The sequence below is a fragment of the Rhizobium sp. AN68 genome, assembly GCF_030758035.1.
Taxonomy (GTDB): domain Bacteria; phylum Pseudomonadota; class Alphaproteobacteria; order Rhizobiales; family Rhizobiaceae; genus Agrobacterium; species Agrobacterium tumefaciens.
Genome location: NZ_JARWMI010000002.1, coordinates 1,432,035 through 1,455,407, shown reverse-complemented (window position 1 = coordinate 1,455,407; position 23,373 = coordinate 1,432,035). Strand labels below are relative to the sequence as shown.

At 57.8% G+C, this 23,373-nt stretch carries 23 protein-coding genes and 1 pseudogene; 8 read left to right on the top strand and 16 right to left on the bottom strand.

Annotated features, from left to right (window positions below; translation table 11 throughout):
- Positions 1 to 54 precede the first annotated feature (54 nt).
- From RBH71_RS10110 to RBH71_RS10080, 7 genes are all read right to left on the bottom strand, one after another.
- Positions 55 to 1,653: an MFS transporter gene (locus RBH71_RS10110; RefSeq protein WP_111800925.1), complete on the bottom strand. Its 1,599-nt coding sequence runs from the start codon at positions 1,651 to 1,653 to the stop codon at positions 55 to 57.
- Positions 1,650 to 2,093 carry a DoxX family protein gene (locus RBH71_RS10105; RefSeq protein ID WP_003519413.1) on the bottom strand — a complete coding sequence of 148 codons (444 nt, stop codon included), beginning with the start codon at positions 2,091 to 2,093 and terminating at the stop codon, positions 1,650 to 1,652. The genes RBH71_RS10110 and RBH71_RS10105 overlap by 4 nt, the downstream gene beginning before the upstream one ends.
- A gap of 173 nt (positions 2,094 to 2,266) precedes the next feature.
- On the bottom strand, positions 2,267 to 4,249 hold the full coding sequence (locus RBH71_RS10100) for an amidohydrolase (RefSeq protein ID WP_013762172.1): 1,983 nt from the start codon (positions 4,247 to 4,249) through the stop codon (positions 2,267 to 2,269).
- A complete protein-coding gene (locus RBH71_RS10095) occupies positions 4,249 to 4,536 on the bottom strand; it encodes a XapX domain-containing protein (protein WP_003519470.1) in 288 nt (95 codons plus the stop codon). Before RBH71_RS10095 ends, RBH71_RS10100 begins: the two co-directional genes overlap by 1 nt.
- A gap of 62 nt (positions 4,537 to 4,598) precedes the next feature.
- On the bottom strand, positions 4,599 to 5,288 hold the full coding sequence (locus tag RBH71_RS10090) for a hydrolase (RefSeq protein WP_013762171.1): 690 nt from the start codon (positions 5,286 to 5,288) through the stop codon (positions 4,599 to 4,601).
- 723 nt (positions 5,289 to 6,011) lie between these two features.
- The gene (locus RBH71_RS10085; RefSeq protein WP_003519232.1) at positions 6,012 to 6,929 is read right to left on the bottom strand and encodes a LysR family transcriptional regulator; all 918 of its coding nucleotides are present in this window, start codon (positions 6,927 to 6,929) and stop codon (positions 6,012 to 6,014) included.
- A 57-nt stretch (positions 6,930 to 6,986) separates the two neighbouring features.
- Positions 6,987 to 7,919 (bottom strand): VOC family protein, encoded by a 933-nt coding sequence (locus tag RBH71_RS10080; protein WP_003519234.1) that lies wholly within the window; start codon positions 7,917 to 7,919, stop codon positions 6,987 to 6,989.
- A gap of 120 nt (positions 7,920 to 8,039) precedes the next feature.
- Between RBH71_RS10080 and RBH71_RS10075 the strand changes: the two genes are divergently transcribed.
- Positions 8,040 to 8,939 (top strand): LysR family transcriptional regulator, encoded by a 900-nt coding sequence (locus RBH71_RS10075; RefSeq protein ID WP_003519235.1) that lies wholly within the window; start codon positions 8,040 to 8,042, stop codon positions 8,937 to 8,939.
- Here the strand turns inward: RBH71_RS10075 and RBH71_RS10070 are convergent.
- From RBH71_RS10070 to RBH71_RS10060, 3 genes are all read right to left on the bottom strand, one after another.
- Positions 8,926 to 9,636, bottom strand: coding sequence for a gamma-glutamylcyclotransferase (locus tag RBH71_RS10070; protein WP_025595163.1), 711 nt, complete (start codon positions 9,634 to 9,636; stop codon positions 8,926 to 8,928). The two genes, RBH71_RS10075 and RBH71_RS10070, sit on opposite strands and share 14 nt — an antisense overlap.
- Positions 9,637 to 9,711: 75 nt before the next feature.
- A complete protein-coding gene (locus tag RBH71_RS10065) occupies positions 9,712 to 10,692 on the bottom strand; it encodes an alpha/beta fold hydrolase (protein ID WP_019566822.1) in 981 nt (326 codons plus the stop codon).
- 187 nt (positions 10,693 to 10,879) lie between these two features.
- Positions 10,880 to 11,671 carry an alpha/beta fold hydrolase gene (locus tag RBH71_RS10060; RefSeq protein ID WP_003519240.1) on the bottom strand — a complete coding sequence of 264 codons (792 nt, stop codon included), beginning with the start codon at positions 11,669 to 11,671 and terminating at the stop codon, positions 10,880 to 10,882.
- 143 nt (positions 11,672 to 11,814) lie between these two features.
- Between RBH71_RS10060 and RBH71_RS10055 the strand changes: the two genes are divergently transcribed.
- Positions 11,815 to 12,282 carry a MarR family winged helix-turn-helix transcriptional regulator gene (locus tag RBH71_RS10055; protein WP_003519242.1) on the top strand — a complete coding sequence of 156 codons (468 nt, stop codon included), beginning with the start codon at positions 11,815 to 11,817 and terminating at the stop codon, positions 12,280 to 12,282.
- 21 nt (positions 12,283 to 12,303) lie between these two features.
- On the opposite strand, the gene RBH71_RS10050 is transcribed toward RBH71_RS10055, so the two are convergent.
- Positions 12,304 to 13,083: an SDR family oxidoreductase gene (locus RBH71_RS10050; protein WP_013762165.1), complete on the bottom strand. Its 780-nt coding sequence runs from the start codon at positions 13,081 to 13,083 to the stop codon at positions 12,304 to 12,306.
- On the bottom strand, positions 13,080 to 13,403 hold the full coding sequence (locus tag RBH71_RS10045; protein ID WP_003519246.1) for a nuclear transport factor 2 family protein: 324 nt from the start codon (positions 13,401 to 13,403) through the stop codon (positions 13,080 to 13,082). The genes RBH71_RS10050 and RBH71_RS10045 overlap by 4 nt, the downstream gene beginning before the upstream one ends.
- Positions 13,404 to 13,450: 47 nt before the next feature.
- On the opposite strand from RBH71_RS10045, the gene RBH71_RS10040 reads away from it, so the two are divergent.
- On the top strand, positions 13,451 to 14,404 hold the full coding sequence (locus tag RBH71_RS10040; protein ID WP_323687267.1) for a LysR family transcriptional regulator: 954 nt from the start codon (positions 13,451 to 13,453) through the stop codon (positions 14,402 to 14,404).
- Between the two features lie 71 nt (positions 14,405 to 14,475).
- Here the strand turns inward: RBH71_RS10040 and RBH71_RS10035 are convergent, their stop codons facing one another.
- The 3 genes from RBH71_RS10035 to RBH71_RS10025 are packed head-to-tail and all read right to left on the bottom strand — an operon-like array spanning position 14,476 to position 17,054.
- Positions 14,476 to 15,447, bottom strand: a complete 972-nt coding sequence (locus RBH71_RS10035) for an alpha/beta fold hydrolase (protein WP_003519249.1) — start codon at positions 15,445 to 15,447, stop codon at positions 14,476 to 14,478.
- Between the two features lie 24 nt (positions 15,448 to 15,471).
- On the bottom strand, positions 15,472 to 15,990 hold the full coding sequence (locus RBH71_RS10030) for a Dps family protein (protein WP_111801727.1): 519 nt from the start codon (positions 15,988 to 15,990) through the stop codon (positions 15,472 to 15,474).
- Positions 15,991 to 16,034: 44 nt separating this feature from the next.
- Positions 16,035 to 17,054 (bottom strand): cupin domain-containing protein, encoded by a 1,020-nt coding sequence (locus tag RBH71_RS10025; RefSeq protein WP_003519252.1) that lies wholly within the window; start codon positions 17,052 to 17,054, stop codon positions 16,035 to 16,037.
- Positions 17,055 to 17,386: 332 nt separating this feature from the next.
- Between RBH71_RS10025 and RBH71_RS10020 the strand changes: the two genes are divergently transcribed.
- From RBH71_RS10020 to RBH71_RS10000, 5 genes are all read left to right on the top strand, one after another.
- Positions 17,387 to 18,994, top strand: coding sequence for an ATP-binding protein (locus tag RBH71_RS10020; protein WP_236768967.1), 1,608 nt, complete (start codon positions 17,387 to 17,389; stop codon positions 18,992 to 18,994).
- Positions 18,987 to 19,628 (top strand): response regulator transcription factor, encoded by a 642-nt coding sequence (locus tag RBH71_RS10015; protein ID WP_003519256.1) that lies wholly within the window; start codon positions 18,987 to 18,989, stop codon positions 19,626 to 19,628. Before RBH71_RS10020 ends, RBH71_RS10015 begins: the two co-directional genes overlap by 8 nt.
- A 91-nt stretch (positions 19,629 to 19,719) precedes the next feature.
- On the top strand, positions 19,720 to 20,091 hold the full coding sequence (locus RBH71_RS10010) for a response regulator transcription factor (RefSeq protein WP_003519258.1): 372 nt from the start codon (positions 19,720 to 19,722) through the stop codon (positions 20,089 to 20,091).
- A gap of 28 nt (positions 20,092 to 20,119) precedes the next feature.
- On the top strand, positions 20,120 to 20,425 hold the full coding sequence (locus RBH71_RS10005) for a UBP-type zinc finger domain-containing protein (RefSeq protein WP_003519260.1): 306 nt from the start codon (positions 20,120 to 20,122) through the stop codon (positions 20,423 to 20,425).
- Positions 20,426 to 20,483: 58 nt separating this feature from the next.
- Positions 20,484 to 22,157, top strand: a complete 1,674-nt coding sequence (locus RBH71_RS10000) for an FAD-dependent oxidoreductase (RefSeq protein ID WP_003519261.1) — start codon at positions 20,484 to 20,486, stop codon at positions 22,155 to 22,157.
- Positions 22,158 to 22,253: 96 nt separating this feature from the next.
- Here the strand turns inward: RBH71_RS10000 and RBH71_RS09995 are convergent.
- Positions 22,254 to 23,370, bottom strand: a pseudogene (locus RBH71_RS09995) (FAD-dependent monooxygenase).
- Positions 23,371 to 23,373 lie beyond the last annotated feature (3 nt).

Here is a 23,373-nt window from a genome sequence, read left to right as displayed (position 1 = left end):
CTGCGTCAAATGGCATAAAAAAGGGCGGCCAGAGCCGCCCTTTTTATGGAATATTTACGCCGCCCCTGGCCGATTGATCGTCAGGAAGTGACGAACGACGGGTTTGTCCGGACCAACATGGTAGGTCAGAACCTTTCCCTGCACGTCTGCATCGGCGTTGGAAACCCGCTTGTGCTGGCGGAGGTGCTCAGCCCAGGATTCCACCATGAACCACTCGACGATCTTTTCCGGATCGGCGGAATCTTCCGTCACACCCCACCCATAGGCACCATCGCGGCGGCGTTCTTGAGACAGGTGGTCGAGAGCACGCAGGAAGGCTGAACGATGCTGTTTCTCGACCTTGTACTCGATGAGGATCAGGACAGGACCACGGTCATGAGCAACAGGCTCGGCGACCAGCGGTTCCGGCCAGTGGTTGGACGGCACCATGTCGGCGTCACCAGCCGGGAGCTTTACGCGGTGCATGATGAACCCTGCAACGAGCAAGCCAGCTGCACCGATAAGCAATGTCGTCTGAATTCCAACGGCTTCGCCCACAGCACCCCAGCCGAGGCTGCCCGCCGTCATGGCTCCGTTGAATACGGTCAGATAGACAGCGAGGCCACGCCCACGCACCCAATTGGGCAGAACAGCCTGGGCTGCGCCGTTCAGGGTCGTAAGGGCGGTGATCCAAGCACCACCGAGGAACAGAAGAGCGATAATGGCGACGATCTTCGGCGGGGCGAGCGAAAGGACACCCATGACAACTGCGGTGATCACCGCTGCGCCAAGAAGCAGACCATCCGAGCTCAGGCGTTCGCGTAGCCTCGGCATGACCAATGCTCCACCGATCGCACCGGCGCCGACCGCACCAAGCAGGATACCGTAGAAGCTGGCATCACCACCCAGCAGTTGACGGGCAACCAGCGGAAGAAGTGCCCAGACGGCACTGGCGAATGCGAAGAAGATGGCGGCACGAAGAAGGACGACATGCAGGGGGCGGCTTGAGCGAGTGTAACGTAGGCCAGCCCTGAACGCGCCGAAGAAGTTCTCTTGTAGAGCGTCGTTGGCGTTTTTGGCACGTGGCCACCACACCAGAGCCGCGATAACGAAGATGTAGCTTGCAACGTCTGCGCCATAGGTGATCCCCGCCCCGAACGCTGCCAGAAGCAAACCGCCAGCAGCTGGGCCGATGGAACGAGCGATATTGATGCCGAGGGAGTTGAGAGCGACAGCGCTCTTCACGTCCTCGCGTTTCACCAGTTCAGGAACAATCGCCTGCCAGGTCGGGCCCATCAATGCGGCACCAACGCCGCCGAGGAAGGTCAGGCCGATCAGTGCGCTCACGGAAAGCATGCCTGTCTGCGAGAGGACCATCAGCGAGATACTTACGGAGGCCAGCAGGAGCTGGACCGCAATCAGGAACTTGCGGCGATCCAGAATGTCGGTGAGAACGCCTGCCGGAATGGCAAGCAGGAAGATCGGCAATGTTCCGGCCGCCTGAACCATGGCGACTGCAGCAGGCGATGCCGAGAGGTCCGTCATCAGCCATGAGCTTGCGACATCGCGCATGAAGCTTCCGGTATTGCCGAGAACCGTTGCAATCCACAGGACCGCGAAGACGGACTGTGCGAGAGGAGCAAAAGTGCCCCCGGATGTTTTCGCGGCGCTCATTTACCCGCTCCCTTTGCAAGGTCGGCCGCTGCAACGAAGATGAATGCACCGGCCAGACCGACGTGTTCGAAGAAGGCGTTCGTTGCCATCATGCGGTCCATGCCGGGCGCCATTTCCCAGAAGCGAAGAGCAATGAACGTTGCGAGAAGCGTAAAGCCTGCAAGTGCGAGCGCGCCTGCCCAGCGCAGGAAGCCCGAGACCACCATCGCGGAGGCCGTAAGCTCGAACACGATGACGACGACGGCAAAGAGAGCAGCAGGGCGCAGACCGAAATGATTCATCTCAGCAAGCGCGCCATTGAAATCGAAAATCTTGGTGAGTGGACCCTGGATGTAGGCAGCGCAGAGAGCAAGCAGCGATACAGTTCTCGTAATGGGAGAGCCGACGACGCGTGCAAGTCCGCTCAAGGCCGAATTCGATATAGGGGATTGGTAGGTCATATCCTGCTCCTTTTTGGTCGCTGACGTGATCGAGCGGCCGCGTTTGATGGAGCGATATTGGCCGGTGATCGCTCTGCCAACAATTGCAGCAATAATTTCGATTTAATTGCCAATATTGCAATTATAGGGTCGGATCGCTTGGGCGAACAGAAGTCGCCCAAGCGAGGGCACGATCAGACTGCCCAGCAAGAGCAGCCAAGAGCGCCGAAGAAACCCTTGAGGTCGGCGATCGGAAGTTTCGAGGTCCAGGCTCCCGCATGGTCGTGACCATGCACGCCGCAATCGCTGGCGCAGCCACAGGTCGAGATAGCCGTGCGCCTTAGAGACCGCGCGCCAGCACCTTCCGGCTCGCCCCATGCCGCATATCCGCCGAACTTGCGGACTGGAGACCAGTCGGGCATTGCAGGCGGCACGTCGTTCTCGTCGAGCGTTTTGAAGTCACCCGCTCCATAGACGATTTTGCCGCCAACCATGGTCAGCTCCGATACCAGGAACGAGATCTCGTCTTCGGCGCAGGAGAAGAAGTCCTTGTCGGGAACGACAAGGTCGGCGAACTGGCCTTTCTCGATACGGCCTTTCTTTCCTTCTTCATTCGAAAACCATGTGACTTTTTCAGTCCACATCCGCAGAGCCGTCTCGCGATCAAGGCAGTTGGCTCGCGGATAGAGTTGCATGCCACCAACCGTCTTGCCGGTCACCATCCAGGACAGCGAGACCCAGGGATTGTAGGAGGCGACGCGGGTCGCATCCGTGCCGGCAGAAACGTTGACGCCCTTGTCGAGCATCTTTCGGATCGGTGGGGTCGCTTCGGCAACGCCTTGGCCATATCGCTCGACAAAATATTCGCCCTGATAGGCCATGCGATGCTGGGTTGCGATGCCGCCACCAAGGGCCGCAATGCGGTCGATGGACCGGTCCGAGATGGTTTCGGCATGGTCGAAGAACCAGTTCAAACCTTCAAGCGGAATGTCCTTGTTGACCTTCTCGAAGACATCAAGCGAACGGGAGATTGTCTCGTCATACGTGGCGTGCATGCGCCATGGCCAACGGTTCTCGGCCAGAACGCGCACCACTTCTTCGAGTTCGCCTTCCATTTCCGGCGCCATTTCCGGACGTGGCTGGCGAAAGTCCTCGAAGTCCGCCGCGGAGAAGACCAGCATTTCGCCGGCACCGTTGTGACGGAAATAGTCGTTGCCCTGCTTGTATTTGACCGAAGACGTCCAGTTGAGAAAGTCTTGCTTTTCTTCCTTGGGCTTCTGGGTAAAGAGATTATAGGCCAGACGCACCGTCATCTGGTTCTCGTCAGAGAGTTTTTGAATGACCTCGTAGTCATCAGGGTAGTTCTGGAAGCCACCGCCTGCATCAATTACACCCGTTACGCCAAGACGATTGAGCTCACGCATGAAATGGCGGGTGGAGTTGACCTGATAGTCGAGAGGCAGTTTGGGTCCCTTGGCAAGGGTGGAATAGAGAATGCCGGCATTAGGCTTGGCCAGCAACAGACCAGTCGGATTGCCGTTGGCATCACGGGTGATTTCGCCACCGGGTGGATTGGGCGTATCGCGGGTGTAACCGACGGCGCGCAGTGCAGCACCGTTCAAGAGCGCGCGGTCATAGAGGTGCAGCAGAAATACTGGGGTATCTGGCGCGACCGCGTTGATCTCCTCGATCGTCGGCAGACGCTTCTCCGCAAACTGGTGTTCGGTGAACCCGCCGACAACACGCACCCATTGCGGGGCTGGCGTTATCGCCACCTGGCGCTTGAGCATGTCCATTGCATCTGCCAGCGAGCGCACGCCGTCCCAGCGCAATTCCATATTGTAGTTTAACCCGCCACGCACAACGTGGGTGTGGTTATCGATGAGGCCGGGCAGAACGCGCTTGCCCTTGAGATCGACGATCCTGGTGTTGGAACCAGCAAGGGACATGACCTCGCTGTCTGAACCGACTTCAAGAAACAGTCCATCCTTGATGGCGACCGCGGTCGCGTTTGGATTGGTGCGGTCAAGGGTCGTGAAACGACCGTTATGGAGGATCAAGTCTGGGTGCATGGTATCTATTCCGGTCTGGTTGGGATCGGCGGCATTGGCCTTTGAGAAGAGGTTCGAAAACGCCAGGCTCGAGGCCGCTCCAAGGAAGGTTCGGCGCGTCGTCATCAGCTCCGCTCCTCCAAATTGGTTTGCGAACGATGGGCAATCTCCGGAGAATTTCCGCCCTTCGGCATGTGACCGAACATGTGCGGCTTCACCTGCTGGAGCCAGGAAACCGCTGCCGGCTCCTTGCTCCAGAGCGATTTGGCGAGCGGGATGATCTGCTCACCGACGAGAATGCCGAGCAGGCCGACAAGCGCGATAACCGGCGGAGCAGGCGAACGCACGTTGAGCAGGCTGTAGACGATGCCGACCAGCAGACCCGCGCCAAGAGACAGAAGATAGATTTTCATGAGAGTCATCCTCGTTAAAACGGACAACCGCTCCGATGCATCACCGGAGCGGTTGATCTGGCTTACTTCGCGGGGTTCGGGCCGATGCGCTTGCCATGGCTGACGCGTTCGGCACCGCCGTGGACGTGAGTGACCGCGTAATCGATGCCCATGCCGTAAGCGCCGGAATGCTCCTTCACCAGTGTGGTGACCGCATCGTAGGTTTCCTTGCGAGCCCAGTCGCGCTGCCATTCGAGCAAGACCTGCTGCCAGGTGACAGGTATGACGCCAGCCTGCACCATGCGGTCCATTGCATATTTGTGCGCATCGGAAGAGGTGCCGCCGGAAGCGTCGGCGACCATGTAGATTTCGTACTCCGGAACGTCATGCAAAGCAGAGAGTGCAAAGGTCGTGTTGCAGACTTCGGTCCACAGACCGGAGACGACAATCTTCTTGCGGCCGTTTGCAGCATTCTTTGCCAGCGCATCGCGTACGTTCTGATCATCCCAGGAGTTCATCGAGGTGCGTTCAAGGATGTCATTCTGCGGATAGACGGCCAAAAGTTCGGGGAAGGTGTTGCCGGAGAAGCTCTCGGTCTCAACCGTGGTAATCGTGGTTGGCACGTTGAAAATCTTAGCAGCCTTGGCCAAGCCAACGACGTTGTTCTTCAGGGTCTGGCGGTCGATAGACTGAACGCCGAATGCCATCTGCGGCTGCTGATCGATGAAAATGAGCTGGCTGTTGGCGGGGGTAAGAACTTCAAGCTTGGACATGTCAATTCCTCTTCGGTTGTTTTGGACCGCGAATGCGGCCGGTGATGAAATGAGCAGGACCTTTCGGACGGATGCCGTGCCCTGGGACACAGCTTCCAAGACCGTCGGGAGGTTGAAACCGATGCTTTCTTTCGCTTGCTGCCTCGGCTGCTGAAAGAAAAGGTAGCGCGACTTGCGACCCCGTAGAATTGCAATATTAATTGGGAATGAATTGCTTTTATCGCAATAATAATCTCTCGATTCGGCTGAGCTGCGGACTTCGCACGGGGCAGCGATACGCGGCCACGCGTTCCGAAAACTTCTGAAGGAAATTTGATGCGCAGAGTCGGCCTTGAAGACCTCTGCAGCGTCCTTGGTTTCGCTGCTCGGTGGAAAGCGATTTGGCTGAATTTGCTCTGCGCGGCACTGCCAGTGAACAACGGTTGCGCGGTGTGTGAGCCGCGTAATCCTTGGCAGTCTGCCGTTGAGTATTGACGCGACAAGATGGCGGGTCACCGTTGGCATTGACGCCCCATATCGCGATCACGTCGCCTTATACTTGATCTGAACAACCGTTATTCCAAATTGCAGGTGGGTTCGTGCGACCAAGGAGCCAAGCCTGTCAAAGCATACTCCCATTCGGGATAGAGCCACGGGCTCACATCAGCCGTGGGATATCGTCAAAGGAGAACGTGGAGAAGCCCGCCGTTGTGGAGTAACTATCCATGGATATGGATAAAGCTATCAGGACGTGGCGATGCCCTCATCGTAGGCAGAAAACACGCCCGCAACCCAGTCTGCAAATACCCGATACTTCACGCTCGGAAACCGGCCCGCTGGCCTAACTATGTGAACAGGATAACGTGGTGGCGCCCAATCTTGCAGGATGGGGACCAGTGCGCCGCGAGCGATATGGGCGCGTGCCAAGAATTCAAATGTCTGTCCAATACCCAGCCCCGCCAATATTCCATGCAAATGCGCAGTCGCATCACTGGTGGAGAGCTTGATCGGGCTGTAGATTTCTATTTTCTCGTCACCATTCATCAATCGCACTGGTGCGGCCTTCAGGCTGCGCGCGAAAAAGTACTGAACGAAAACATGATCACGCTGCAGATCCGATGGCGAAGCTGGCACGCCGTATTTTTCGAGGTACGCCGGGGTGGCGCAGGTTACTATCTCGACGCTGCATAGTTTCTTCGCAACAAGAGATGCGCTGGGCAGATCTCCGGCACGAATGACGCAATCTATTCCCTCTTCAACGATGTCGGCCTGACGTTCTGTCACACCAAGGTGCAACTCGATCTCTGGATAGAGCGCGTAAAACTCTGGCAACCGAGGGATCAGAATCGTATTGGCGAAGGTCCCTCCTACGTCAACACGAAGTTTTCCCCTGGTGGCAAGGCGCCCGCGGGTCGCCTCGTTGTTCATTTCATCGAAATCGGCGATCAGCCGGAGGGCGCGCTCGTAATAAGCAACGCCCTCGGGTGTCACCGTGAGTGAACGTGTCGTTCGTTCCAACAATTTGAGGCTCAAGCTGGCCTCAAGATCCTGAACAAGCTTGCTCACGGTGGACCGTGGCGCACCCATCGTGCTGGCAGCCTTTGCAAAGGATCCGGCCTCGACGACGCGAACAAAGGCTCTGATTGCTCCCAATTGATCCATTGGCATTTCTCCATAGAAGCCCGATCAGTTGCCACAGACACCAGTGAGCGGGGGTTGTTAGGCAGTCAGCGGCTCGAGATTTGCCTGGATCTGGTCACGGAACGCTTCATACCGGCTCGGCAACTTAAGCGCCTCGCCCAGATGTGCCGTGTCCTCGTCCCGGTCAAACCCCGGCTCGTTCGTGGCAATCTCGAACAACACGCCGCCTGGTGTGCGGAAGTAGATTGCCCAGAAATAATCGCGGTCAATGACGGGCGTAACCTGATAACCGGTGTCCATCAGTGCCTTGCGAACTTCGAGTTGCTTTTCGCGGTTTTCGACGGCAAAGGCGATATGGTGAACCGAGCCGGCGCCCTGACGGGCAAACGACGTTTTCGGCAGTGCTGCGACATCAATCGTATCGGCGCCGTTTCCATTGGGAATGATAAAGCGGGTCACGTCACCTTCCTTCTCGGCGCGTTGATACCCCATGAAACCCAGAAGCTCTTCTGTCGCGGCAGTATCGTGCAGGCTGAACCGGGCGCCGGCAAAACCGCGGATAGCTGCATCGCCCGGAATGCCGTCCGCCAGCCACGGCGCGCGGTTGTCATCGGCAGATTCAATCAGCGCCAGACTGTCGCCGTCCGGACCCATGAATTGAAGTCTGTTGGCGCCAAAGACGGTGTCAGTTTTCAAGCCATCGACACCGTGTGCGGTAAACCGATCCTGCCAGAATTTCAATGCGCCCTTTGGCACGGAGAACTGGGTTTCCCCGACCTCACCAACACCGGGACGACCCAGCATCATGTTCGGGAAAGGGAAGTAGGTCATGACAGTGCCGGCAGAGCCGTTCTCGTCACCATAATAAAGGTGGTAGACGTTCGGGTCGTCGAAGTTAACGGTCTGCTTGACGCGACGCAGGCCCAGTGTGTCGGTGAAGAAGCGATTGTTCTGACGCGCATCCGAAGCCATTGAGGTTACGTGATGCAGTCCCTTGATATCCTTGATCATGTCCTTGCCTTTCAATGTCGCCGTTAGTGTTTGGCTGTTGACGAATATCTAGACCGATTGATCACACCAGAGAATTGCAATATTAATTTCGACTGCGTTGCTCTTTTTGAAACAATCCCAATGAACGATTACAAAGCTCTGCGAACCTTCCTCCTTGCGGCCGAAAAGCGAAATTTCGCCCAGGTTGCCCGCGAACTCGACATGACGCCGGCTGCAGTCACAAGGGCTATTGCGGCACTTGAAGCCGAACTCGGCGTTCAGCTGTTTGTCCGTACGACCCGGCAAGTGTCGCTGACAACAGACGGTGCGATCTTCGCCGCCCAGATTCAGCCGGCGGTGAAGACGCTTGAAGAAGCGCGCCGCGACGTGATGAACGCTCACAAAGCCGACGAAGGGCGTCTCAGGATCAGTGCGCCGACGTGGTTTGGCAAGGCGGTGCTCCCACCGATCCTCTCCGGCTTCAAAGAGCGGTACCCGAAGATGGGCTTCGAGATATCACTGTCCGACGGACTGGTGAATATCGTTGATGATGACTACGATCTGGCGATCCGCATCTCGTCTCAGCCATCGGACAAGTTCACGATATGGAGGAAAATCCGCGTCGTGCCGCGCATTCTGGTTGCGGCACCGGGAAGCCGGTTTGTCGAGATGCAGCATCCGAACGAGCTGACGCCAGACGATTGCCTCGCCTATAGCGGCGAAAGCCGGCGAGAGAACTGGGTGCTCTCGGACGGCGGCTCGAGCATGACGATATCGGCAGGGCGCGCCTTCAGCGCCAATAATGGTGAGGTTCTGGCCGACATGGCCGCAGATGGAGCAGGCGTTGCCATGCTGCCGAACTTTCATGTCTCGGAACACCTCAAGAGTGGGCGCCTCGTGCACGTCTTCAAGGGCTGGGCTCCACCCGATCTGTGGTTGACCCTCTACTACCCGCCCTATCAGGCTCTGCCTCCCCGCATTGCATCCTTCTCCAAATTCTTCGAGGAGCAGGTTGCGGCGCAGATGGTCATGCTTGATTGATATCCCGGACTGTCCCGCCACAGCGTCCTTGCTGTGCGGAGATCTCGGCCGCGACCCGCGCCTGTAACTGCCAGAGGTTTCGATCGCGAATGCCCTCTGCCTGAAGATCGACGATCGTGTTGTGCAGATACTGGGCGCAGGAACCGCCCTCTCCGCAGGCGCTGGCGATCAGTTTTGCGGTCGTTTCCACCGGTAGCGGCGCCGTCAGACCCGCGCGCTTTGTGCTCGCCCAGAATGTCAGAGCCTTCTGGATGCCGTCAGGCGTTTTGACCTTTACCCAGCGCACCATGTCGATGACTTCCCGATACCTGATTTCGCGGGCGACGAGAGCTCGAAGGTCGTCACGCCGCCGCTCGGACGAGAGTTGCAGGATGACACCGTCGCACTGTCCACCACGCTCAAGCGCCATCATCAGACCTGGCTGCGCGCTCGTTGCCCGCCAGCGCTCGATTTTCAGGGAAAACGAACGATGCCAGCCATGGGCGGTGGCGCGTCGCCTGCCGGCTGGCTTGAACTCAGGATTCCAGATGAGGGAACCGTATGCAAACACCCAGATCGGATCGCTATCGGCTTCACGCTCGATAGCGGCAACCAGAGCGTCAAGTTCTGTTTCAGATAACGGCGTCCAGCCCGGCTCCGGGCCGTCGTCACGGACGTCTCTGATGGTCAGGGCTACAAGCTCGGGCGTCAACTGCATCGTCGTCTCGATCGGTAGTGCGGCAAGGATTGCATCAGTGGCCGTGGCAGATTCCGCCACGGCCACCTCTTATCGTCAGGATCGAATGAATGCCAGAAGATCGGCGTTCAGGACATCGGCATTCACGGTCAGCATGCCATGCGAGAAGCCGGGATAGGTCTTCAGCGAACCGTTCTTCAGCAGCTTGGCGGACTTCAGTGCAGAATCCGCGATTGGAACGATCTGGTCGTCTTCGCCGTGGAGAACGAGCGTCGGCACCGTGATTGCCTTCAGATCTTCCGTCTGGTCGGTTTCGGAGAAGGCCTTGATGCCATCATAGTGCGCCTTTGCACCGCCCATCATGCCCTGGCGCCACCAATTCTGGATTACGCCTTCCTGAACCTTGGCGCCATCGCGGTTAAAACCGTAGAACGGGCCGGCCGGGACATCGCGGAAGAATTGCGCCCGATTGGCCGCCAGCGCCGAACGGAAGCCGTCGAACACTTCGATCGGCAGGCCTTCGGGATTGGCTGCGGTCTTCAGCATCAGCGGTGGGACTGCCGATACCAGAACGGCCTTGGCGACACGACCGGCCGGCTGACCAAACTTCGCCACATAGCGCGCCACTTCGCCACCGCCGGTGGAATGACCGATATGCACGGCATTTTTCAGATCCAGCGCTTCGACGACAGCGAAAGCGTCGGCGGCATAGTGGTCCATATCATGCCCTTCGGAAACCTGGGCAGAGCGTCCGTGGCCACGGCGATCATGGGCAACGACCCGGTAACCGTTGGCGAGGAAGAACAGCATCTGGGCATCCCAGTCGTCAGACGATAACGGCCAGCCGTGATGAAATACGATGGGCTGAGCATCCTTGGAGCCCCAATCCTTGTAGAATATTTCGACGCCGTCCTTGGTGGTGATAGTACCCATGGTCTTGTTTCCTTCGATTGATGTGTTGGTGGGGGCAGCGTTTGCTGCGAAGGTGAATACGGGTGAAATGGCCATCGCCGCTGCGGCTGCACCAACTGAAAGCAGTGCGCCACGGCGCGTTATGGAAAAGTCGTTCTGGGTCATTTCACGTCCTGCAAGTGTATGGTTTCGTGTTTCAGGCGACGCCGTTGCTCGTCTGATGCGTGGATATTGCTACCAAGTCGCGGGCACAACAATTGAACTAATAATTCATAGTTTGTTGTGAAATTCGAAATAATACGTTCCGGTCGTTATCGGGACAGTGCGGATTGTCCCGATAACGCGGAATCTATCATTTCTGCTTTGCCGAGACGGCCTTGGCGGCAGCATCGATGGTATCAGCGACGACCGTCGGCTGCGTCATGAACAGGGCGTGGCTTGCTGAGACCTTGGTGATCTTGGCTTTGATGCGTTCGGCCATATGGATCAGCATTGCCTGGTCGAATGCCTTGTCCTCGGTAGCGATCACAGCCCAGCTGGGCTTGGTACGCCAGGCAGCATGTTCGAGCTTCGTGCCGAACGCCGACATGTTGATCGGGACCTGAGCGTCCCTCATGAACGCAACATCGGCATCGCTAACGTCATGAGCAAAACCAGCCTTGAACTTTGCCGGGCTGACATATCCAAAACCATCCTTCGTGGTTTCGATGACGAATTCCGATGCGGGAGCAAACCCCTGATATTGCTGGGCTGTCGTTTCGCCGGCATCTGGTGAGAGCGCAGAGACATAGACGAGGCCAGCAACCTTTTCATCAACGCCCGCTTCTGTAATGACCGTGCCGCCCCAGGAATGTCCGACCAGAATGACCGGACCGTCCTGCCGCTCGAGAGCACGCTTTGTGGCGGCAACGTCGTCCGCCAGAGAGGTCAGGGGATTCTGGACGATGGTCACGCGGTAACCACGCTTTGTGAGATTGTCGTAGACACCCTTCCAGCCAGAGCCGTCAGCAAAAGCGCCATGGACAAGCACGACGTTTTTTACGGACTGGTTCTGGGAAATGGTGTCGGCAGCGTTTGCCGGCAGTGCGGCAGACAATGCGGCGGTGGCAATTGCAGAAAGGGCGGTTGCGGACTTGCGTGTCATGGCTTCTTCCTTTTTGTTTTGCGATAACTGTTATCGCGATACACATAAGCTGACAGATGCTGACCCTTCCGTCAAGATAATTCTTATCGCGACATTTATTTTTGCCATATGATTGGCTATATGTATGTGTGAAGGAGCCTAGAATGACCATACGTCACAACAATCCACCGCCTTTGCACGACCAGCTGTGCTACGCAATTTATACTGCCGGCATTGCCATCCAGCGCGCTTACAAGCCCCTTCTGGATGAGCTGGGGCTGACGTACCCGCAATATCTCGTGCTAAACGTGCTTTGGAGCGGAGATGAGCAAACCGTTGGCGCCATTGCAAACGCCCTCGCATTGGAATCGAGCACACTGACGCCGCTCTTGAAGCGCCTTGAGACAGCCGGCTTGTTGCGCAGGACCAGAAACCTCAGCAATGAGCGGCAGGTGGTCATCGCTTTGACCGAGGAAGGCCGCGCATTGCAGCACAGGGCGGGCTGCCTCAGCGACACCTTGCTTGCAGCTTCAATGCAAACTCCAAAGGAGCTGGCCGATCTGAACCACGACGTCCGCCATCTCCGCGACGCGATCTATTCACAGATCGGCGGGTGGGACGCGCCCGCCTGATCTGCAGGCGCATCTCGGAACCTACGCTGTCGGCACCGTCCCCCCATCAATTGTGTATTCGGTACCAGTAATCGAAGCCGCACGGTCGGAAGCGAGGAAGGCGATCAGGTTTGCGACCTCTTCCGGTTTTGCCGGGCGGCCGAGCGGAATGCCGCCCAGTCCATCCATGATGATCTTCTTGCCACCCTCAAGGTCAGTTCCAGCCTGCTTCGCCAGGCGCTCTGCAAGGTGGACGGAGGCTTCCGTTTCGATCCAGCCCGGCGAAACCCGAACGACACGCACACCTTTGGGCGACACTTCCTTCGACATCGCCTTGCTATAGGTCGAAAGTGCCGCTTTTGCTGCGGCATAGGCTGTTGTCGATTCCGGAAGTGGCAGGACTCTCTGGATGGATGTCACATGCACGACGACGCCGCTTCCCCGGGCGACCATATCCGGGACCAGTTGCCGATCCAGCCGGACAGCCGGATAAAGGTTAAGCGACATTTCCTTGTGCCAGTCATCCTCCGACAGGGCAGAAAAGCCGCCCCCCGATGCTGAGGAGCCACCCAGCATATGGACGATGACATCGACGCCGCCAAGGCGCCGCCGCGTGGCCTCTGCGACGATTTCACATCCCTCTTCGGTGCTCAGGTCCGCATCGACGAACAATTCTTCCGGCATGTTTTCCGGACGGGCACGCGCTGTCGTCAGCACCTTTGCGCCTAGTTCGCGAAACAGGCTGACGGTCGCAGCGCCAGCACCCTTGGTTCCAGCCGTAATGAGTGCGCGTTTGCCTTTCAGATTGAGAAAGTCGATCATGACCGGATCTCCAGCCTGACGATCCTGTCGTCCTTGATCGTGAAGGCATGGATTAGCATCACCGGACTACCGGGAAACTTGCCACTCACCCTCGCCCGCACGAGTACCTTGTCACCGTCAACCGTGGTTTCCACAGGTTCGGCAACGTATTGAGCCGAACTCTTGGCGGCCACCCACCATTGACGGATGGCGGCAGTGCCCTGATAGCGGGCATTCTCGTCCTCGACCACCGCATCGACATCAAGCGTTTGCAACAGCCCGTCGGCATCGTTGCGGGTGTCGGCGTCAAAATACATATTCACAACTTGGGGCATATCCATCTTATTTCTCCTTGTGAGGTGCCCCTAAGTTAGTGCTCTACCATTGCATGGATAAGTGGGATAAATATGCACGTGATGTTGAACAGATCGGGATAATGGAACAGTTAGACCTTAGGGAACTCGAAGCAGTCATCGCGATCGCCAGGCGCGGGACGTTTCGCGCAGCGGCTATCGATCTCGGTATGTCCACAACTGCGCTCAGCCACACCATCGGCAGGCTTGAGGCGGGGCTCGGCGTACGATTGTTTAATCGCACCACGCGCAGCGTCTCGCTGACAGATGCCGGCAGGCTCTTTGTACAGCAGGTTGCGCCTTCGCTTCAGGACCTTCATGCCGCTCTGGAAACGGTTCGCTCACAACGCGAGACACCGTCTGGAACGATACGCATCAATGCGGCACCGTTTGCAGCACGCGCCATCATCTCACCGCTCGTGCTTGAGTTCCTGCGTCGCTATCCCGAGATGAATGTCGATCTGGTCACGGAAGGAAAAATGGTTGATATCGTCAATGACGGTTTTGATCTGGGCGTCAGGGTGGCAGGTCTCGTTCCCAGCGACATGATTGCCGTTTCGCTCGGCCGGCCCCAGCGACACGCTGTTGTTGGTTCTCCGGACTATTTCGCACAACATCCTAAACCCGTGGTTCCTCCGGATCTTCTCAATCACAGATGCATTCGCGTTCGCTTGCCGGACGGCTCACTGTTTCGATGGCGGTTTGAAAAAGACGACGAGCCGGTGCAAATCGATGTGCGAGGCCCGATCACACTTGATGAAGCGGGCCTTGTGAGGACTTCGGTGCTGGAATGTACCGGCCTGGGCTATACCATGGAAGAGGAAGTGCTCCCCGACATCAAAGCGGGGCGCCTTGTCCGGGTGCTGGAGGACTGGACACCACCGTATCCGGGGCTCTGCCTGTATTATCCCGGGCGCCGCAATCTGTCGGCTGGAGTGAAAGCGTTTCTTGATCTGGCCCGCGAGCTTTCGCGACGAGCTGCTGACTAACCCGCTGACCCCGCATTTGTAGTGGCGGCCCTTTGGGGAGCCGCCACATACGTCTTGGGATGGGGAAACAATCAAGCCTTGATGAAGGCCAACAGGTCTGGATTGATCACGTCGGCATGCGTGGTCAGCATCCCGTGCGGGAAGCCCTTGTAGATCTTCATCGTGCTGTTCTTGATCAGTTTGGCCTGAAGCTCCACGGCGGCCTTGTAGGGAACGACCTGGTCGTCATCACCCTGGGTCACCAGCGTGGGAACGGTAATCGCCTTCAAGTCTTCGGTCTGATCTGTCTCCGAAAACGCCTTGATACCTTCATAGTGCGCCACGGCGCTACCCATCATCCCCTGGCGCCACCAATTGTCGATCACACCCTGCGAAACTTTCGCATCCGGCCGGTTGAAACCATAAAATGGGCCCGACGCAACATCGAGGAAGAACTGCGCGCGATTGGCTGCCAGGGCGCTACGGAACCCATCGAAGACTTCCATCGGCGTGCCATCAGGATTGCCTGCGGTTTTCAGCATCAGCGGCGGAACGGCGCTGACGAGGATTGCCTTTGCCACGCGTCCCTGTGGCTGACCATGCCGTGCGACGTACCGAGCGACTTCGCCGCCGCCTGTGGAGTGACCGATATGAACGGCATTGCGCAGGTCAAGATATTCGGCGACGGCGGAGGCATCGGCAGCGTAATGATCCATGTCGTGACCATTGCTCACCTGGCTGGAGCGTCCATGGCCGCGGCGGTCATGGGCCACAACACGATATCCCTTGCTGAGGAAGAACAGCATCTGGGCATCCCAGTCGTCTGACGACAGCGGCCAGCCATGGTGGAAGACGATCGGCTGTGCATCCTTCGGACCCCAGTCCTTGAAGAAGATCTCTACGCCGTCTTTGGTGGTGACGAAATTCGTGGTCATCGATGCAATTCCTTCTGGGTTACGGGAAATTTTCTTTTCGGAAGCCATCGCCGGCATGGCCAAGGCCAGAGAAACCGTGGTGCCGGCCAACAGGACCTGCCGACGGGACAGTGAAAGTTCGTTGATCATGGGCCTCTCCGAAATTTCGCGCGCTCATTCGGCGCCGCGGGTGCTTTCGAACAGGAACCAGGCACGGCGCTCTGCCTCATCCACCCAGTTTTCGATCAGGCTGGCGGTTGCGATGTCGCCATGGTCTTCACAAAGATTGTGTGTCGCCTTCATCAGCGAGACGAGTGTGAGGTTATCGTCGCGAAGCTCGGCCAGCATATCCGCCGGGGTCACGAAATCGGCGTCGTTGTCGAGAAGCCGCTGCAACCTGGAAATATGGCTGATCGAACGAAGTGTGGTGCCGCCGATCTTGCGGGCTCGCTCGGCAATGTCATCCGTCATGGCGAAGATCTGCTCGCCCTGCTCGTCCAGCATCAGGTGGTAATCACGGAAATGCGGACCGCTCATATGCCAGTGAAAATTCTTCGTCTTGAGATAAAGCGCGAAGACATCGGCCAGCAGCGCCGTCAACGCGCCGGAAATATCGGCGGTTGCGTCCGTGCCAAGGGCAGTCGGTGTTGCAAGAGGCGACTTGCGATGTTTTTCAGCGAGGGTGCGGTTCATGGTAATCTCCATTGGGTTTGGGTTTGGATTTGGATTTCAGGGTTTCAGAGCTGTGCAACGATCAGCGGATCGTCGATATCGACAGGAAGAGGCAGGAGGGCTTGCTCGGAAAGGCCCAACTGGCTAGCGATCACATTGCGTGAATAACCGGCCGCCGCTGCTCGGTAACCGATATCTTGTGGCGCGCTGTGACTGAAGAAAATCAGGATATGCAGTGTGCCACTGCCGGCGTTTTCGATGTGATGCGGGTAAGCCGGCGGCACGAAATAGGCGTCACCCGGATGGATCGAATAAGTGTCAGCGCTTCCATCGGGATCAAGGACTGTCATCTGACCGGTCCCTTCGAGCACATAGCCCATTTCGGCGGTCTCGGGGTGCCAGTGCGGTTCGCGCAGGCCAATCTCGCTGATGCGGACAGAAAACATCGAAAGACCATCGAGAGCAGACCAAGCCGGAGCCTGCGCGGTCCTTGCAGAGCCCGCCGGCGACGATACGTGCGGCGCTGACTCCTCGACACGGAATTTGAGCCTGTTTGGATGAAGCGCCTGCTTTTCAATGGCTGGCTGGGCCTGCAGGTCGAATATCTCTGTGTTTGCGTTCAGCCTGCCAAAACTCGGCGGCTTTTGCGGTTGCCACTCGAATGTGCTCAGCAGCACGGCGTCGGACATCACGTCGAAGGCGCCAGACAGGCTGAAATCTTCCGGATCCTCGTTCGAAAAGGCAAGGATGAACTCCGCCTCCGTCTCACCGGTATTTTCAATTGCGTGAACCATGCCTGACGGAACGAAGAACATTTCGCCAATGCCGATAAGAAAGACATCGCGGCTGCCATGATTGCCGACGACAGTCACCAGTGCCTGGCCGCGGACACAGTAGCCTAGTTCATTGGCATTCGCATGCCAGTGAGGCTCCCTGATCGCGTGTGCCGTGAGCACCAGCCTGCGTATTGAAAGGCCTTTGAGGATTGGCAGTTGATCGCGACCAAGGCGCATGATCGATCCCGCCGGGCTTTCGAAGGCTGCAGGCCGGTCCTTGAGAGAAAGAACATGTTTTGAAATCTGCATCTTCAGCTCCTGCCCACATCGTTTGTTTGACGAGATGGTTGTAGGCGAGGATCTGGTCGCGCGGTATCCAATGCTTGGTTAGTCGGACTGACACCTAAGTATAGTGGCTCGCCTGCCAAACCGAGGCTACAAATTCAGGCCCTCCACTGAAGAGATGCTGGATGCCAATGCACCCTGAATTTTCAAGCGCGCCCTTTCACATGGATGTCGCGATCCATCTGAGGCCATCCCAGTCCTGGAATGGCCTTTCTTTTTTGCGCGGTTATGAGATTGAGTTTGCATAGGAATATTGGAATTGCCATTTGCGTTTTGGCAGCAGGGATGGCTTGATAATGCGGTCGATCTCAACGTGGGAAATCTCCTTGCATTCGCTGGTCCTGGTAAACCCGGAAAGACGGCTGCCGGCGCGCTTTGAACTTTGCGTGCTCGTCTGCGCATTTTTGCTCGCAGCGCTGATCTTCTATCTCGATACCTATACCGACATTCACAGCGCGCTTGCCACGCTCTATGTCATCACCTTGCTTCTGTCGGCAGAAACCCTGACAGAAAAAGGAACGATGCTGGTGACCGGTATCTGTATCAGTCTGGCGGCAGTCTCGTATCTTGCAGCTCATGGGCTGCAAACCGACCTCGCCGCAACCCTACGCCTGGCGGTCGCGGTTGCTGCAATGTTGATCACCTGCGCCTTGATCATCCGCAATCAGCGCGCGCGCCTCAATCTTGTGAAATTCAATGCCGCCCTGCAGAGCAGCGAAGAGCGCTACCGGACGATTTTCGAACAAAGCCGCGTTGCACTTTGGGAGCGCGACTATTCGCAGGTCCGCGCCATGCTGATGGCGTTGAAAGCAGATGGTGTCAAAGACCTTAGTGCTCACGCTCGGGAGAACCCGGATTTTCTGGAGCAATGCATCGTCAGCGTCCCTACCGTTGCCGCCAACGCGGCGGCACTTGAATTGCTGGGTCATGTGGGCAACAACAATCCCGGCGCCATGCGCCGCTATATTGCCCAGGACGACGCCACCTTTCTCGATCTCATCGCGGCAATTTTCAACAACGAGACGCATTTCGAAGGCAAGGGCAGCATCATCACCAGCGATGGCACCAGCAAATTTGTGCTGCTGACCGTTGGCTTTCCTGAAGATCCTGCCAATTTCAACCGTGTCATTGTCGGTATGTTCGACATTACGGAACGGGAACTCGCCCAGAAAGCACTGTTCGAGGCCCAGGCGGAATTGGCATTGGCGTCGCGCGCGGCAACCGTCGGTGCGTTATCTGCCTCGCTCGCGCACGAACTCAATCAGCCGCTCGGCGCCTTGGTGGTCAACGCCCAGACCCTGCAGCGCTGGCTGGATCGCGACCCGCCGGATCTGGCAGCCGTTTCCCGCTCAGCTGAGCGCATCGCTCGTGACAGCCAGCGTGCCAGCGACATCATTCAGAGCGCAAGATCAATGCTTGGTAACCGCCCGCCCGATATCGAGTCGGTTTCGCTGGCCGATCTCGTCACGGAGACACGCGCGCTGATGGAGAGCGAGCTGGTCAGAAATGGGGTCATTGTTGAAATAGCTGAAGCAAGCGATGTGCCCACCGTCAACGCTGTGCGGATAGAGCTGCAGCAAGTCTTGATCAACCTGATCACCAATTCCCTTCACGCCATGGCCGAAACCCCGGAAGCGATGCGGCGGATATCGGTAACGATCGAGCCTGGGGATGGTCAAAGCGTGATCATCAAGGTTCTCGACACAGGTCCCGGGCTCAGTCCGGACGTTCTCAAAAACCTGTTCAAACCATTCTGCACGACCAAACCAACCGGGCTTGGCATGGGCCTTGCCATCTGCCGCAGCATGCTCGAAGCCCGCGGCGGCACGCTGTCTGCCAGCAATCACATCAATGGTGGCGCATTGTTCGAAATGATCGTCCCGATGGAGGCAACCCATGAATGATGCGAGAAAGTCCGGCAAACCGCCGAACGGCGATACGCCGGTTGTCTACGTCGTCGATGACGATACTGCGATACGCGAGGCTTTGGTCGATCTGTTCCTGTCAATTCGAACAGAAGCAAAATCCTTTGAAAGCGCCCAGGACCTGCTCGAAAATGCCGATCTGGACCGACCTGGCTGCATTCTTCTCGACGTTCGCCTGCCCGGTGCGAACGGCCTTGATTTTCAGCTCCACCTGGAAAAACTCGGCAACCGAATGCCGATCATCTTCATGACGGGTCACGGTGATATACCAATGACAGTCCGTGCCATGAAAGCAGGCGCCATCGACTTCCTGACCAAACCTTTTCGGGACCAGGACATCCTCGACGCCGTCTCGGTCGCTTTTCAGAAAGATCGGGAAATGCGCCAGCAATCTGCTGCAAATGGCGCCGTCGTGGAACTGGCCAAGACATTGACCCGCCGCGAGCATGAGGTCATGACGGCTGTCGTGCAAGGCCTGATGAACAAGCAGATTGCGTTCAACCTCGGGATCAGCGAGATCACGGTCAAGCTGCATCGCGGCAATGTCATGCGCAAAATGGAGGCGCGCTCCGTAGCCGAACTGGTGCGCAAGGCGGAACTGCTAGGCCTTTGAGGCCAAAACCTAGACCCTTGTATGGTGCAATGTTGTGTCTCGATGGCGCATATAGAAGCCAGTTGATTTTAAGAGGCAAGGCCCAATCAAATTGTCCAAAACACCTGTCATAGCCATTGTTGACGACGATCGGTCGATCCGCGAAGCCCTTGACGATCTCGTTTTGTCCTGCGGTTACGAGAGCCGGCTGTTTTCGTCTGCGGAAGACTTTCTGGCCCGCGGTGATCGCGTCGCGATCGACTGCATGCTGGTCGACGTTAAAATGCCAGGCTTAAGCGGCATCCAGATGCAGGACGTGTTAAACTCGCGTGGTGATCAAAAGCCGCCGATGATCTTCATGACATCCTATTGCGACGAGCGAACGAGAGCAGCGGCAATGGATGGCGGTGCATTCGCATTCCTTGGGAAGCCAGTCGATTTCAACCAGCTTATACTGTGTCTTGAAGAAGCACTGAAGCACTGAAATTTCCAACACGTTCAGGAGTGGAACCATGTCTGATCAATGCTCGCACCTGCCGACGATCCGATCGGTCAAGCCCATGACGCTTGGCTGCGAGGAATGTCTCGAAACTGGCCAGATATGGCTTCATTTGAGGCTCTGCCGCGAATGTGGTCATGTCGGCTGCTGCGATCAGTCCCCCGGCCGCCACGCGACCGCGCATTTCCACACCACCCGCCACCCCATCATCGAGGGCTATGACCCGCCGGAAGGCTGGGGCTGGTGTTATGTGGACGAAACCATGGTGGACCTGCCTGATCAGACACCGCAACGCGGGCCGATACCGCGATATTACTGAAACTTCGCCGAAAAATCGGCGGTGACCTGCGGACGACATTTCCAGCTGGAGGTAACAGATGGCAGATCTCAGCGCGCGCCTGGACCAGATGTTTCCGGTGCTCAACCCCCATCAGGTCGAGACGGCCAAGCGTTTTGCCAGCGGCGAGCCAAAATATTTCGCTCGTGGTGACTTCGTCTACAAGGTAGGAGACCACGCAGCGCCCGCCTGGCTGGTGCTGAAGGGATCGATGGACGTGTTTCGCCACGAAGGTCTTTCCGGCGAGGCGCCGATCACGACGCATGGAGCAGGCCAGTTGTCTGGCGAAGTCAACCAGCTGTCGGGTCGACCGACACTTGCCGGGGCCCGCGCCGGGTCCGAGGGCTGCACGGCCATTCCCTTTGATGCCGCCCATTTGCGGGCCTTGGTGATCGGATCGGCCGATGTCGGCGAAATCATCATGCGCGCCTTCATCCTGCGCCGCGTCGGTCTGATCGATGCAGGCGCAGGTTCTGTTCTGATTGGAACCGCTGGCAATGCCGCGCTCTCGCGTCTGCAAGGATTTCTAGCCCGCAATGCCTTTCCCCACATCGTACTTGATGCTGCCATGGAGGGTGAAGGTAAGGCGCTGATCGAACGCCTGGGTATTCTCGCCTCCGACCTTCCGCTAATGGTCTGCCCCAACGGCACCGTGCTCAAGAAACCGACAGATGCGGAGGCCGCAGCATGTCTCGGCATGACGCCGGACCTCAAGCCCGGAAAGCTCTATGACGTAGCTGTTGTCGGCGCTGGACCGGCGGGCCTTGCCACCGCCGTCTATGCCGCTTCGGAAGGGCTCGACGTCCTTGTCATCGATGAACACTCGATTGGGGGGCAGGCCGGCGCTTCGTCTCGGATCGAAAACTATCTCGGCTTCCCGACGGGCATATCCGGACAGGCGTTGGCGGGACGTGCCTACAATCAGGCTCTCAAGTTCGGGGCGGAAATGGTTCTTCCCGTCGCTGTCAAAAATCTGATCCCTCCGAAAGATGACGCAGGTGTGCTGGCGCTCGAACTCGACGGTGGAAAATCGGTGACGGCCCGCAGTGTCGTCATCGCATCCGGCGCTCGCTACAGGCGACCGGACATCACCAACATTGACGGTTTCGAGGGCAACGGCGTTTCCTATTGGGCCTCGCCGATCGAGGCAAAACTTTGCGCCGGCGAAGAGATCGTCCTGGTTGGCGGCGGCAATTCGGCAGGCCAGGCCATCGTTTTTCTTGCGCCTCAGGTCAAGACACTTCATCTGGTCGTGCGGCGCGCACTCGAAGATACGATGTCGCAATATCTGATCGACCGTATCAAGGCCCTGCCGAACGTCCAACTGCACATGCATTGCGAAGTGGACGCGATCAATGGCGATAACGCCACTGGCATCTCCTCCGCAAGACTGCGCAACCGCCTGGATGGAAGCGTGAACACCTTGCCGCTTCATCATCTCTTCCTTTTTATCGGCGCGGATCCGAACGCTGGCTGGATCAGCAGCCGGGTGCAAACCGATGACAAGGGCTTCATCGTCACTGGGCAATCCTTCGATGAGCATTGTCGTTTTTCCCGCAAGCCATTGCCCCTCGAAACCAGCCTGCCGAATGTCTTTGCCATCGGGGATGTCCGTGCCGGATCGACCAAGCGGGTCGCGGCAGCAGTGGGGGAAGGTGCCGCCGTCGTCTCGCAAATCCACGCCGCACTAAGCCTGATAAAGCCCCCAAACTGAAGCATCCGACCTTTCTCAAAATCAAAAACCCGCTGGCAGAAGCCAGCGGGTTAAAAATATCGTTCTTGAGTACCGTGACAGACAGCCGGTCGATACTCAGATAGCCGACGCACCGAGTTGCCGGCCATAAGCAACGATTTCTCGGCCAACCGCGATGCGCTCATCCTCGAACCGCTGCAAGGCACTGGGAAGGTCAACCTCGGACTCCAGGCTGTCGCTCAACGCCATGACATCGCCCGCTGCCTTCGACACGCCCATCGCGGTGTGCGGACGCGCGACAAAGGCGGCGTCGCCGATGAGGACGACCGAACGGCCCGTCATGCGGGGCGACTCGTAGTCGAAAATGCCCTGGATAGAGGGGCTTGGCTCCGCCTCGACCGCCTGGGCGAATTGCGGCGGAAGCATCTGCAGCGCATCGACGCGCAACGCCTCCAGATGGTCGCTCGACAAGCCACCACGCGGCAGCGAAAATGCATGCGTTCGCCCATCTAGATCGGTGAACGTGTGGGCAAGTTCGCTTGCTGGCACTTTGCGATACCAGACCCCAGTTATATCGGCGATTGCCGATGTCCATTTCGCCCTTCGAGCCCGGGACAAGATAACCGAGCGCATGTACGCCGGGCCTGACATGAAAGGCAAACCGGTCGAGAAGCAGATTAGCTGCCGTTGGAAGCCTCGTTTCCGGGATCAATCCACGCCATGCGACATAGCCGGAATAGCGGTTTTGCGTGTCTCCGAGATTGACCGCTGCGCGCACCACCGAACCAAGGCCATCGGCACCGATAACCAGATCGACATTCACCCGCGTGCCGTCACCAAAAATCAGCTCCGCGCCACTCTCGCCATCCAGCACTTTGACGACATCCCGACCCAGCACATAGCTTCCTGAAGCGATGCGAGAAGCGACAGTTTCGAACAGGTAGTCCCAGGAGATCTGGGTCTGGGGCGCCTTAACGGTCTGGGCGATAACGCCATCCTGATCGAGATAGATGCGTTCCTTAGCCACCACGCCGATACGGGCGACATGCTCGCAGCCAATCAGCCGGAGAATGTGCAGCAGGTCCCTCTGACCGACGAGGCCCGCTCCCCGACCTGCAAGACCGCTCTTCGATCGCTCGTAGATGCGGACATCGTGGCCAGCCTGTTGTAACATGATGCCAGCGAAGAGGCCGGCAAGCGAACCGCCGACGATTCCTATGCGTAGTTTTTCCATCGT